The sequence below is a fragment of the Yersinia ruckeri ATCC 29473 genome (assembly GCF_000754815.1).
GTDB classification, from domain to species: Bacteria; Pseudomonadota; Gammaproteobacteria; order Enterobacterales; family Enterobacteriaceae; genus Yersinia; species Yersinia ruckeri.
The window spans coordinates 759,522-772,579 of record NZ_KN150747.1 but is presented as its reverse complement, the minus strand read 5'-3'; the positions used below and the strand labels follow the sequence as shown (position 1 = coordinate 772,579).

Genomic DNA, 13,058 nt, shown 5'->3' with positions numbered 1-13,058 from the left:
CCCTCCTTAGCCTAGTGATTATCATACTAAATCAGATCGCCCACCCACCGGCATAAAAGGCGACTAATGCCAACGCAATCATCACAGTGCCGACGTTCAGCTTACGCCATTCACCGGAGAAGATACGGCCAATAACCAGAGAGCTAAAGCCCAGCATAATACCGGTCACGATATTGCAGGTCAGCACGATAAATACAGCACAAAGTAAACCGGACATCGCATCAACGAAATCGTTGAAATCCAGTTTTGACACATTGCTCAGCATCAATAAACCGACATACATCAGCGCAGGAGCCGTTGCATAGGCAGGAACCAGATAAGACAGTGGGGACAGGAAAAGAATCAGCAGGAACAGAATGCCGACTACCGTTGCGGTCAGACCGGTTTTACCGCCTGCTGCCGTACCCGCTGCCGATTCGATGTACACGGCGGCGGGTGCAGCACCGACCAAACCGGCAAAAATGCTGCTGACAGAGTCAGTCGTCAGGGCTTTGCCGCCACTGATAATCTGGCCGTCTTTATCCAGCAGATTAGCCTGCCCAGCGACAGCACGAATAGTACCCGTAGCATCAAATACCGCCGTCATCACCAAAGCCAATACGCTTGGCAACACCACTGGCTGTAAGGCCCCCATAATATCCAAACTGAAAATCAGTGAGTTGCCATTGGCATCAGCCAAGCTCGGCATAGCAAACAAACCTTGATAGGTCACCGCCGGGTCAAAAATGAGGCCAATAACCGAGATAGCAATAATCACCAGCAGAATACCACCCGGTACTCGCAGTTTTTCCAGACCGAAGATCACCGCCAGACCCAGCAATGTCATGATGACAGGAAAAGAGGTAAAAGCACCCAGTGCGACGGGTAGACCTTCCAGTGGGTTTTTGATAACCAGACCGACACCGTTGGCAGCGATCAGCAGTAGGAACAAACCGATACCAATACCAGTGCCGTGAGCTACGCCCATTGGTAGGTTACGTAAAATCCATGAGCGGATACCGGTGACAGAAATAATGGTAAACAGCACACCCATCAGGAATACCGCGCCTAATGCTACGGGAATACTGATGTGTTGACCTAAAACCAGACTGAATGCGGTAAAAGCCGTCAAGGAAATAGCACAGCCAATCGCCATCGGCAAATTAGCCCACAAGCCCATCAGTAATGAACCCAGACCAGCGACCAAACAGGTTGCAACAAATACTGCTGTTGGAGGAAAACCGGCTTTGCCTAACATGCTCGGCACCACAATAACCGAATAAACCATGGCTAAAAAGGTTGTCAACCCGGCCAGAACTTCCTGACGTACATTACTGCCGCGTTCACTCAGTTTAAAAAATGCATCAAGCGCGCCCTTCGGCTTAACCGCATCGTTCGCGTGAGAATTGGTGCTAGACATGGTTATGTCCCCTGTGTGTCATCAAATAGCCTGCGCACGATCCGCTTAAACCGTTTTCATTACTGAGCATCCGTCGCGCCCATTTCCCATTAACGTTCCGACGGGAAGAAAAGCAAACGATTAGCTGGCCGCGCGCATAACCGATCAAAAAGTGAAATTTATTCAAGGCAAACGATTATCTAGCCTTCCATAGTGACTAATCAACACCAAATGACGATATTTAATGCATTTTATGACAATAAATCATTCTTCGCGGAAATGTGCGCGTGATATCATCTCGATACCGCAACTTTTTGGTTACTAAAAAGGGGTTATTGATGTGATATAGGAAAAATGGGAGGAACAGAGAAAGGGGACGAATGACGGAAAAAATAACTTTTCCGTCGCCAATAACCCTCGGCGGAAAAATGATATAGCCGTCGGAGAAGGATTTTATTGCGATGCTTTAACGGATCAGTTCAAATTTACCGCCCCTTTCCACCGCCCGCTGATAAGCCGGACGACTATGACTGCGGGCAAGAAAATCTTTCAACTTTGGATACGGCATTAGCCCTTTTCCAGCATTGACCGCTTCGATCGGGAAGCTCATTTGCACATCTGCTGCGCTGAAATCGCTGCCAGCAAACCATGTATTCTTACTCAAATGCAGCTCAAGATAATCAAGATGCGTGGTAATTTGCTTATCCAGATAGGTTTTCTGCACACCTTTACCAATGGCTCCAGCCACTGGCCGCAATACCCATGGCATTGGCGAATAACCTAAACGACTAAAAATCAGTTTCATCACTAATAATGGCATTAGCGAACCTTCAGCATAATGCATCCAATAACGATATTGTTGACGAGAATAATGGTCTGTCGGCTTGAATTCACCCTGTGCATCATAGGTTTCCTGCAAATACTCAATGATGGCTCCAGACTCCGCCAGGGTCAGATCCCCATCGGTGATAACCGGAGCCTTTCCCAACGGATGTATTTTTTTTAGCTCTGGTGGAGCCAACAGATTGCCACTATCACGCTGATAGCATTTTAGGTCATAGGGAACTTGTAGCTCTTCCAACAACCATAAAATGCGTTGAGAGCGTGAGTTATTCAGATGGTGAACAATGACCATAGTCAGGCTCCAGAGAGTCAGTAACAGTGCGAATTACAACGGTAGAAAATTGATTATAGTCGAATCATCAATAACGCTTTATCCAGAGAATATACCGACAGCCGTTCAAGCAATATTCTCCCACATTTCCCTACTGGCTTAGTAGAAGTCATGATTGTGCGTCTGAATAGGTAATATAAAAAAATAGCCGCAATAAATTTATGATAAGTGCTGAATGTAAAAAACCCAGCTATTACACTGGGTTTGATTGATTTCTATTGTTAAATGATGCGGATCAGAACGGAATGTCGTCGTCGAAGTCCATTGGTGGCTCATTGCCGCCTTGCTGCTGTGGCGCGGGTGCAGGCTGTGCTGGACGTGAAGTCTGGCCACCGCTGAACTGATTGCTACCCTGAGGTTGCTGAGGCTGACCCCAACCGCCTTGCGCACCATCATTGGAACCCGCTGGTGTACCACCCGCTGGAGCACCGCCGCCTTGACGACCACCCAGCATTTGCATGGTACCACCCACGTTAACAACCACTTCGGTGGTGTAACGTTCCTGGCCACTTTGATCCTGCCATTTCCGGGTTTGCAGTGCGCCTTCGATATAAACCTGAGAACCTTTACGCAGATATTCACCCGCGACTTCTGCCAGCTTGCCGAACAACACTACGCGGTGCCATTCGGTTTTTTCTTTCTGCTCGCCGGTTTGCTTATCACGCCAGCTTTCGGAAGTGGCCAATGTGATGTTGGCAACTGCCCCACCGTTCGGCATGTAGCGGACTTCCGGGTCTTGGCCCAAATTCCCGACCAAAATCACTTTGTTTACGCCTCTGCTGGCCATGTGAACTCTCCTGATGAAATAAATTTTGTACAGTATAAACGAGTAAGTTTAACACGCTAACCGCCAAACGGCACAACTGATCATAACTGCGAAATACATTGCATATTTATCGCAATAACGGCCTTGATTGCACTCAGACACTGGATATCCATTCAGGTTTTTTTGTGTCATAATTATCCGTTTCGTACTGGCTGTGTCCCTTTTTTGGCGTTGCAAAGTGTCCTTTTTATAGTGGGCAACGTCATGAAGACACGGTGAGAGGCTCAGTTTAATCCGGGAAATATTTGCATGGATAATATCGAAGTTCGGGGCGCTCGCACCCATAATCTCAAGAATATCAACCTGATTATCCCGCGCGACAAACTGATTGTTGTCACCGGCCTGTCCGGCTCTGGTAAATCTTCACTGGCTTTTGATACTTTATATGCCGAGGGCCAGCGCCGTTATGTTGAGTCTCTTTCCGCCTATGCACGCCAATTTCTATCGTTAATGGAAAAACCGGACGTTGACCATATCGAAGGTCTGTCTCCAGCGATTTCTATTGAGCAAAAATCAACCTCCCATAACCCGCGTTCTACCGTCGGCACCATTACCGAAATTCACGATTATCTACGTCTGCTGTTTGCCCGCGTTGGGGAACCTCGCTGTCCCGATCACGATGTCCCTCTGGCAGCACAGACCGTCAGCCAGATGGTTGATAACGTGATGGCTCAGCCGGAAGGTCGCCGCTTGATGCTGTTGGCACCGGTGGTACAAGATCGTAAAGGCGAACATACCAAAACGCTGGAAAACCTGGCGACTCAGGGTTATATCCGTGCTCGCATTGACGGTGAAGTCTGCGATCTCTCCGATCCGCCCAAACTGGAGCTACAAAAGAAGCACACCATTGAAGTCGTCGTGGATCGCTTTAAAGTGCGGGAGGATCTGGCGCAGCGCCTGGCTGAATCTTTTGAAACCGCGCTGGAGTTATCCGGTGGTACCGCCGTGGTCGCTGATATGGACGACCCAAAAGCTGAAGAGTTGCTGTTCTCCGCCAATTTTGCCTGTCCAATTTGCGGCTACAGTATGAGCGAACTGGAACCACGCCTGTTCTCCTTTAACAACCCAGCCGGTGCCTGCCCGACCTGTGATGGGCTGGGTGTACAGCAATTCTTCGATCCGGATCGGGTGCTGCAAAACCCCGAGTTGTCACTAGCTGGCGGTGCCATCCGCGGCTGGGATCGCCGTAATTTCTATTATTTCCAGATGCTACGTTCATTGGCTGAACACTATAAATTCGATATCGAAGCACCGTTCAATACCCTGGGTAGCGAAACGCAAAAAGCGGTTTTATACGGCTCAGGTAAAGAGACCATCGAATTTAAATATATCAATGACCGTGGTGACACCACGGTACGCCGTCATCCGTTTGAAGGCGTACTACACAATATGGAACGGCGTTATAAAGAAACAGAATCCAGTGCCGTACGTGAAGAGCTGGCGAAATTTATCAGCAACCGTTCCTGCACCTCCTGCCACGGGACACGCCTGCGCAAAGAAGCCCGTTATGTATTTGTGGAAAATACTACGCTGCCGGAAATTTCCGAGTTGAGCATCGGCCACGCTCTGACCTTCTTCCAGAATATGAAACTGAGCGGCCAACGCGCCCAAATAGCAGAAAAAGTGCTGAAAGAAATCGGCGACCGCCTGAAGTTTTTAGTCAACGTAGGCCTGAATTACCTTTCTCTATCGCGCTCCGCGGATACACTTTCCGGCGGCGAAGCCCAGCGTATTCGTCTGGCCAGCCAGATTGGTGCCGGTCTGGTCGGTGTGATGTATGTCTTGGATGAACCCTCAATCGGTTTACATCAGCGGGATAACGAGCGTTTGTTGGAAACCCTGATTCACCTGCGTAATCTGGGTAATACCGTGATTGTGGTTGAGCATGATGAAGATGCTATTCGGGCGGCAGACCATGTCATTGATATCGGCCCCGGAGCTGGCGTTCACGGTGGACACGTAGTTGCCGAAGGGACAGTCGATGACATTATGGCCGCACCTGACTCACTGACCGGCCAGTTCCTCAGCGGGAAACGGGAAATTGCGATTCCTGCCCAACGGGTGCCTGGTGATCCGAATAAAGTGCTAAAACTGATCGGCGCAACAGGCAACAATCTGAAAGATGTCACACTAACATTACCGATTGGTTTATTTACCTGTATTACCGGCGTGTCCGGTTCGGGTAAATCAACGCTGATTAATGACACTTTATATTCCATTGCTCAGCGTCAACTGAATGGTGCCACCATTACGGAACCCGCAGCGTACCGTGATATTCAGGGACTGGAACATTTCGATAAAGTCATCGATATAGACCAGAGCCCGATTGGACGTACGCCGCGTTCTAACCCAGCGACCTATACCGGTATTTTTACGCCAGTCCGTGAGTTATTTGCTGGCGTGCCAGAATCACGCACCCGCGGATACAATCCAGGCCGATTCAGCTTTAACGTTAAAGGCGGGCGTTGCGAAGCATGTCAAGGCGACGGCGTAATCAAGGTAGAAATGCATTTCCTGCCAGATATTTACGTCCCTTGTGATCAGTGCAAAGGCAAACGCTATAACCGTGAAACGCTGGAAGTGAAATACAAAGGCAAAAATATTCACGAAGTACTGGAAATGACGATTGAAGAAGCACGTGAGTTCTTCGATGCGGTGCCAGCATTGGCGCGGAAACTGCAAACGTTGATTGACGTGGGCTTATCCTATATTTGTCTCGGTCAATCCGCGACAACGCTGTCTGGCGGTGAAGCCCAGCGAGTGAAACTGTCTCGCGAGCTGTCCAAACGTGGCACCGGTCAAACACTGTATATTCTGGATGAACCCACAACCGGTCTGCATTTTGCCGATATTCAGCAATTGTTGGCGGTACTCCATCAGTTACGGGATCAGGGCAACACCATTGTCGTGATTGAGCATAATCTGGACGTAATTAAAACCGCGGACTGGATTGTCGATCTCGGCCCAGAAGGCGGTAGTGGCGGTGGCGAGATTTTGGTATCAGGCACGCCAGAAACCGTCGCCGAGTGCGCGGCGTCCCACACAGCGCGATTTCTAAAACCGCTGCTGGCGCGCAAGTCATAGGTTATTGGGGGCGATAATACATCGCCTCCAATTTATTTCACATCCACGATCATGCTCGCAGTTCTTGGCGAATCTGCTCCGATAGCCCCTGCAAAACCAATTGATAAGAACGATCGATCAACGCATAAAATTGAGAGTTCGGTAACGTACCATCCAGAAACACCGTGTTCCAGTGCGCTTTATTCAAGTGGTCACTCGCCACGATTTCCGGATGTTTATCGCGCAGTTGCTCGGCCAATTCCGGGCTGCTTTTCAATGAAATAGCCGGACGTCCCTGCACTTCACTCACCATAGCAAACATCACATCACCGACCTTGATTTGATTAGCCTGCCACTCTTCGTGGTCGCTTTGCTCAGCCCCTGGTTTAGACATACAGTATTCGAGTAATGCCGAATTATTCATTCGCTTATCTCCTGTCATCTGGCTACATTCGGCCATAAAACCGACTATCCCAAAGACCAACTTCCTCGGAATAGTCGCCAGAAATCGCTCAATTACGCGTTCTGGCCTTCTAATCATGCAGTAATGCTCTAGGATTTACTGTGAACGATAGAGAGTCCTGACATGATTGATGATGCCTCTAATGAGTATATTCTTTAATCATACTGCTACAAGCTGCACATTATAGATGCCAATTAATCATAATAAATATCAATAAAAAAGGAGCGATATTGCTATCGCCCCTGATGCGTTTTAACAGTAAATCGCTTTACTGCACCGCGGCAAACGCCTCGGCAACCTGCTGAACATTTTGGTGATTAACACCCGCCATACACATACGTCCACTGGCAATCAGGTAAACACCGAATTCTTCTCGTAGACGATCCACTTGCTCGGCACTGAATCCGGTATAGCTGAACATGCCACGTTGAGTCAGCAAATAGTCAAAATTACGCTCTGGCAGTGCCACTTTCAGCGCGGCGACCAAGCTGGTGCGCATCGCCAGGATTCGAGTACGCATTTGCTCGACTTCTTCACGCCAGATCGCGCCAAGCTCGTCATCATTCAACACCTTGGCTACCACCTGAGCACCAAAGTTTGGTGGGCTGGAATAATTACGACGTACTGTCGCTTTCAACTGCCCCAAAACGCGATCAGCAGCCTCTTCACTCTCACACACCACGGATAAACCGCCAACTCGCTCGCCATATAGCGAGAAAATTTTAGAAAACGAATTACTGACCAAACATGGTAATCCTGCCGCCGCCATTTGACGAATAGCATAAGCATCCTCATTCAGACCAGCACCAAATCCCTGATAGGCGATATCAAGGAAGGGGATCAACTCACGATCTTTAGCAGTCCAAATAATCTGATCCCACTGATCGTTAGTCAGATCCGATCCGGTCGGGTTATGGCAACACGGATGTAACAACACAATGCTTTTTGCCGGTAGCTGCTGCAACGTCGCCAGCATTTCGCTGAAATTAACACCCAGTTTCTTGTTATCGAAGTACGGATAAGTATTCACCTTAAAACCCGCACCGCTGAAAATCGCAATATGGTTTTCCCAGGTTGGATCACTGACCCACACTTGAGAATCCGGGAAATAATAATGCAGGAAGTCAGCCCCCACTTTCAGTGCGCCAGAGCCGCCGACAGTTTGAATGGTAGCAATTCGCTGTTGCTCTAGCATGGCGTGATTTTGGCCAAACAACAATTGCTGAACCGCTGAACGATATGCCTGCAAACCCTCCATCGGCAAATAAACTGACGCCGCTTGCACCTGAGCATTCATTTGAGTTTCCGCTGCGGCGACAGCGCGCATTTGCGGGATCACACCCTGCGCATCGTAATACAGCCCAATGCTCAGGTTAACCTTACGCTTTCTGGTATCCGCTTTAAAACTTTCCATCAGCGAAAGGATGGGATCTCCGGCATAGGCATCAACATTCTGGAACACGGCATGACTCTCCTTGGTTAGGTTCTATCAAAATAGCATTAACCCGACCTTTCCGGCTACCCATTCGCACAGGGATTTACCGAAACAGAGGAAATGCTTTACTCTTTGTTTTTATTGATTTTATATAAATCCTTTATTCCCAATCTCGCACGATTATGAAAATAAAAAGAATGTAGGATACCCACAAGAGGCGGGGCAATAAAAAAGCGCGACATCATATTGTGCCGCGCCCTTCATTAATATAATGGATGTAAGTCGAGAGTTATTATTCGCCGATATATTCCATTGATACGCGGGGAGTTAGCTTAGTAATCAATTCATAAGCGCTAATACCCGTCGCGATAGCCACTTTTTCTACCGGCAAATCAGCGCCCCACAGTTCGACCTCGTCACCCACCCTATCACTAGAATCAGGTCCCAGATCGACAGAAATCATGTCCATGGAAACTCGGCCAACAATCGGAACTTCGCGGCCATTCAACCATACCGGCGTGCCTGATGGCGCACTGCGTGGGTAACCATCACCATAACCCATTGCCACCACGCCCAAGCGGGTATCACGCTGGCTAACCCAGGTGCCACCGTAACCCACTGGCTCACCGGCTTTATGTTTTCGTACCGCAATCAAGCTGGACTTCAGCGTCATCCCCGGTTGTAGACCAAAATCAGCACCGTTCTTTTGTTCAATAGGAGAAACGCCATACAGCACAATGCCCGGACGCACCCAATCACGATGAGAGTCGGGCCATAGCAAGATACCACCGGATGCAGCGATCGACTGCTTACCTGGTTTATCCGCCACAAAGGTATCAAAACATTCAATCTGCTGCCTGGTAGCAGAGACTTCCGGCTCATCAGCCTGACTAAAATGGCTCATGATATTAATCGGTTGCACCACATTATGGCAGGCGCTCAGGCGCTGATAAAAAGCCTCGGCCTCATCTGGACGCACACCCAGACGATGCATACCTGTATCGAGTTTCATCCAAACATTAATCGGATACGGCAAATCGGCCTGTTCCAAGGCTTCCAATTGCTCAATACTGTGTACCGCTGTTTCAATATGATTGACCACTAGCACCGGTAAATCTTCGGCAGAAAAGAACCCCTCCAGTAACAGGATAGGTTTGACTATTCCACCGGAGCGAAGCATCAACGCTTCTCCGATACGGGCGACACCATAGCAATCAGCATCTTGTAATGTATGCGCTGTTTCTAACAGCCCGTGGCCATAAGCGTTTGCTTTCACAACAGCAATCAGGCGGCTTTGTGGCGCAAGACGCCGAACCTGTTGCAAATTATGTCGCAGAGCGCGGCGGTCGATTACTGCGGTTGCCGCTTTCATTTCTCGTCCTTAGTTAATAATATCTTGCTATTCGTCGTCGTATTGCGGGCCAGCATAGTTATCAAAGCGCGACCATTGACCGTTGAAAGTCAGACGTACCGAGCCGATAGGGCCATTACGCTGTTTACCCAAAATGATTTCTGCAATGCCCTTCATGTCGCTGTTCTCGTGATAAACCTCATCGCGATAAATAAACATGATCAAGTCGGCATCCTGCTCAATCGAGCCTGACTCACGTAAGTCGGAGTTAACCGGTCGTTTATCCGCGCGCTGCTCTAGGCTTCGGTTAAGCTGGGACAATGCAACGACGGGTACCTGTAATTCTTTCGCCAACGCCTTGAGCGAGCGAGAAATTTCGGCAATCTCCAGCGTTCGGTTGTCGGATAACGCCGGTACCCGCATCAATTGCAGGTAATCGATCATGATCAGACTCAGTCCGCCATTTTCACGGTAAATACGTCGCGCACGGGAACGGACTTCTGTCGGTGTCAGACCGGAGGAATCATCAATATACATATTGCGTTTTTCCAGCAGAATACCCATGGTGCTGGAAATGCGCGCCCAATCCTCATCGTCCAACTGACCAGTACGAATGCGAGTCTGATCGACGCGAGAAAGGGATGCCAACATACGCATCATGATCTGGTTGCCGGGCATTTCAAGGCTGAAAATCAGTACCGGTTTATCCTGCATCATCGCGGCGTTTTCGCACAGGTTCATAGCAAAAGTGGTTTTACCCATCGACGGACGCGCCGCCACGATGATCAAATCCGACTTCTGCAAACCAGCCGTTTTCTTATCCAGATCCTGATAGCCGGTAGACACACCAGTCACACCATCATGTGGACTTTGATAGAGCTGTTCTATACGAGCAACGGTATCTTCCAGAATCCGATCGATACTTTTTGGCCCTTCGTCTTTATTGACGCGGTTTTCTGCAATTTGGAAAACCTTAGACTCCGCCAGATCCAGCAGATCTTCACTGGTACGCCCCTGAGGATCATAACCGGCGTCGGCGATTTCGTTAGCGACTGAGATCATTTCTCGGACAACCGCCCGCTCACGAACAATATCGGCATAAGCACCGATATTGGCCGCACTTGGCGTATTTTTTGACAGTTCGGCCAGATAGGCAAAGCCGCCTACCGACTCCAGATCTCCTTTCTGCTCCAGCGATTCAGACAGCGTGATCAAGTCGATCGGCTTGCTCATTTCCAACAAGCGCTGCATTTCAGTAAAGATCCGACGATGAGGGCGGCTGAAGAAATCGTTACTGGTTACACGTTCGGAAACGTTGTCCCAGCGTTCGTTATCCAGCATCAAACCGCCCAACACGGACTGCTCTGCCTCCAGCGAATGAGGCGGGAGTTTCAGCCCTTCCATCTGGCGGTCTCGTGGCACTGTCATATTGTTGGTTGGTTTTTTTCCTGCCATGAAGAGTGTTCTTTACCTAGTTGCGAAATAGAAAATATAGCGACCCAGTATACGCGATGATAGGCAGGGAGTAATTATATACCCGTTGAATTAGCTGTCGCGTACCCGGATTAATCCCAAGCTTTAAAAGTGGATACGCCAGCACGAACCCTGTAGGGTGAAATGACTTCTATCATGAGGATTTCACATGGCCAAGCGCATCCAATTTGCCACAACCGGTAGCCCAGATGTTTTGCAATACGTTGATTTTTCACCAAATGATCCGGAAGAAAATGAAGTGCAGGTGGAAAATAAGGCCATCGGCATCAACTATATTGATACCTACATTCGCAGCGGCCTCTATCCACCCACTCAGTTGCCTAGCGGCCTAGGAACCGAGGGTGCTGGTGTGATCAAGAAAGTGGGTTCTGCCGTCACTTCATTGAAGGTCGGGGACCGCGTGGTTTACGCCCAATCGGCCCTCGGTGCATACAGTGAAATTCACAATGTGCCAGCCGAAAAAATAGCCCTGCTACCGGATAACATCTCTTTTCAGCAAGGAGCCGCCTCTTTTCTGAAAGGGCTAACCGTGCATTATCTGCTGCGCCAAACCTATGAAATCAAGCCAGGCGAAATCTTTTTATTCCACGCCGCAGCCGGTGGTGTAGGGCTGATTGCCTGCCAATGGGCAAAAGCACTGGGTGCAAAATTAATCGGTACTGTTGGTTCAGATGAAAAAGCGACGCTAGCCAAAGCCGCTGGCGCATGGGCGACGATCAATTACAACAAAGAAGATATTACCCAACGGGTTGCAGCATTGACTCAAGGTGAAAAAGTGAACGTTGTGTATGATTCTGTCGGAAAAAGTACTTGGAATGATTCATTGAGTTGTCTGAAAAAACGCGGATTATTAGTCAGTTTTGGCAATGCTTCTGGGCCAGTTACCGGCGTGGATTTAGGCATTCTTAATCAAAAAGGCGGGCTTTATGTCACTCGCCCATCGCTAAATTGGTATGTGAGCAACCGGCAAGAGCTGGAACAAGCCAGCAGCGAATTATTCTCACTTATCGCCAGCGGCGCCATTAATGTCGATGTGTCTGCCGCCCAGCAGTTTCCTCTTAGTGAAGCCAAACGAGCACACCAGACTCTGGAAAGTCGAAAAACAACCGGCTCCAGTTTATTCATCCCCGGCAGCTGATAACGCTTTACGCTGACGCCAATAAAAATGGGTTCCGTTTCAGGAACCCATTTTTATAACGCTTTGACTACAACAGTGTAGGGGTACAGCAGGATATTCCGTCGGAAAGGTGTGCGGCTTATGCCACTATTTTTATTCCCACCGGAGATGAAAGCAGTGATATCAATTCAACAGCATCCTAACAGCCCACTCAGGTAAAAAATATCTCTTCCCATCAAATATTCAGACTAATGTTTCAGGCTGTGATCTCAACCGCAAAACATTTTCCTTGTTTATCTTTTATTGCATCAATAACCTGTTATTACCCAAATAGAATGCATCTATAACACTTTGTTATTTATATTATTTGTTTCTTTTTCAATCACAATAAAAATACGTGTATTTTTTAATAACGTCGAATAGTCGGTTTTTGCATTGAACGCCAAATCCATACCACAACAATGGCTAAAATCAGCCAAGGCAACAATTTAATCATCATCACAAATAACCCACCGACCATCATAAAAGCAACCGCGACCAGCAAGGCTCCCAGAATCCCCAGCAAGGAAATACCGGTTACCATTAACATGATAAAAAAACCGATAACAAATAAAATCTCTAACATGGTTGGCTCCCAAAATTTGTTATTACCCAGAATACTGAGGAATGATGCTTGGATATTACAAGAAGCGTGCCAAGTTATAGATAATAATTAATCATTTGAATTAAATGGGAAATATGATTTTTAGCCCGTTAA

Annotated in this window: 10 protein-coding genes; 2 read left to right on the top strand and 8 right to left on the bottom strand. The window is 48.3% G+C overall.

What is annotated here, in order from left to right:
• Positions 1–31: 31 nt before the first annotated feature.
• The 3 genes from DJ39_RS03410 to ssb1 all read right to left on the bottom strand — a co-directional run bounded on the left by DJ39_RS03410 (position 32) and on the right by ssb1 (position 3,339).
• Positions 32–1,399, bottom strand: coding sequence for an NCS2 family permease (locus tag DJ39_RS03410; RefSeq protein WP_004719392.1), 1,368 nt, complete (start codon positions 1,397–1,399; stop codon positions 32–34).
• A gap of 445 nt (positions 1,400–1,844) precedes the next feature.
• Positions 1,845–2,513 carry a glutathione S-transferase family protein gene (locus DJ39_RS03405; RefSeq protein ID WP_004719393.1) on the bottom strand — a complete coding sequence of 223 codons (669 nt, stop codon included), beginning with the start codon at positions 2,511–2,513 and terminating at the stop codon, positions 1,845–1,847.
• Positions 2,514–2,787: 274 nt separating this feature from the next.
• A complete protein-coding gene (gene ssb1, locus DJ39_RS03400) occupies positions 2,788–3,339 on the bottom strand; it encodes a single-stranded DNA-binding protein SSB1 (protein WP_004719395.1) in 552 nt (183 codons plus the stop codon).
• 288 nt (positions 3,340–3,627) lie between these two features.
• Between ssb1 and uvrA the strand changes: the two genes are divergently transcribed.
• Entirely contained in the window at positions 3,628–6,462 is a 2,835-nt protein-coding gene (gene uvrA / locus DJ39_RS03395) for an excinuclease ABC subunit UvrA (RefSeq protein ID WP_004719397.1), read from the top strand.
• A gap of 49 nt (positions 6,463–6,511) precedes the next feature.
• Here the strand turns inward: uvrA and DJ39_RS03390 are convergent, their stop codons facing one another.
• From DJ39_RS03390 to dnaB, 4 genes are all read right to left on the bottom strand, one after another.
• On the bottom strand, positions 6,512–6,865 hold the full coding sequence (locus DJ39_RS03390; protein ID WP_038241248.1) for an MmcQ/YjbR family DNA-binding protein: 354 nt from the start codon (positions 6,863–6,865) through the stop codon (positions 6,512–6,514).
• Between the two features lie 307 nt (positions 6,866–7,172).
• Positions 7,173–8,366, bottom strand: coding sequence for an amino acid aminotransferase (locus DJ39_RS03385; protein ID WP_004719402.1), 1,194 nt, complete (start codon positions 8,364–8,366; stop codon positions 7,173–7,175).
• Between the two features lie 265 nt (positions 8,367–8,631).
• A complete protein-coding gene (alr, locus tag DJ39_RS03380) occupies positions 8,632–9,711 on the bottom strand; it encodes an alanine racemase (protein WP_004719403.1) in 1,080 nt (359 codons plus the stop codon).
• A 27-nt stretch (positions 9,712–9,738) separates the two neighbouring features.
• Positions 9,739–11,145, bottom strand: coding sequence for a replicative DNA helicase (gene dnaB / locus DJ39_RS03375; protein WP_004719406.1), 1,407 nt, complete (start codon positions 11,143–11,145; stop codon positions 9,739–9,741).
• A gap of 187 nt (positions 11,146–11,332) precedes the next feature.
• Between dnaB and DJ39_RS03370 the strand changes: the two genes are divergently transcribed.
• Positions 11,333–12,322 (top strand): quinone oxidoreductase, encoded by a 990-nt coding sequence (locus tag DJ39_RS03370; RefSeq protein WP_004719409.1) that lies wholly within the window; start codon positions 11,333–11,335, stop codon positions 12,320–12,322.
• 385 nt (positions 12,323–12,707) lie between these two features.
• On the opposite strand, the gene pspG is transcribed toward DJ39_RS03370, so the two are convergent.
• Positions 12,708–12,926 carry an envelope stress response protein PspG gene (pspG, locus tag DJ39_RS03365; RefSeq protein ID WP_004719412.1) on the bottom strand — a complete coding sequence of 73 codons (219 nt, stop codon included), beginning with the start codon at positions 12,924–12,926 and terminating at the stop codon, positions 12,708–12,710.
• Between the last annotated feature and the right edge of the window lie 132 nt (positions 12,927–13,058).

Excerpts from the sequence above, each read along its gene's own strand:
- DJ39_RS03410 (WP_004719392.1), bottom strand. The coding sequence starts at position 1,399 with ATGTCTAGCACCAATTCTCACGCGAACGATGCGGTTAAGCCGAAGGGC.
- DJ39_RS03405 (WP_004719393.1), bottom strand. The coding sequence starts at position 2,513 with ATGGTCATTGTTCACCATCTGAATAACTCACGCTCTCAACGCATTTTA.
- ssb1 (WP_004719395.1), bottom strand. The coding sequence starts at position 3,339 with ATGGCCAGCAGAGGCGTAAACAAAGTGATTTTGGTCGGGAATTTGGGC.
- uvrA (WP_004719397.1), top strand. The coding sequence starts at position 3,628 with ATGGATAATATCGAAGTTCGGGGCGCTCGCACCCATAATCTCAAGAAT.
- DJ39_RS03390 (WP_038241248.1), bottom strand. The coding sequence starts at position 6,865 with ATGAATAATTCGGCATTACTCGAATACTGTATGTCTAAACCAGGGGCT.
- alr (WP_004719403.1), bottom strand. The coding sequence starts at position 9,711 with ATGAAAGCGGCAACCGCAGTAATCGACCGCCGCGCTCTGCGACATAAT.
- dnaB (WP_004719406.1), bottom strand. The coding sequence starts at position 11,145 with ATGGCAGGAAAAAAACCAACCAACAATATGACAGTGCCACGAGACCGC.
- DJ39_RS03370 (WP_004719409.1), top strand. The coding sequence starts at position 11,333 with ATGGCCAAGCGCATCCAATTTGCCACAACCGGTAGCCCAGATGTTTTG.
- pspG (WP_004719412.1), bottom strand. The coding sequence starts at position 12,926 with ATGTTAGAGATTTTATTTGTTATCGGTTTTTTTATCATGTTAATGGTA.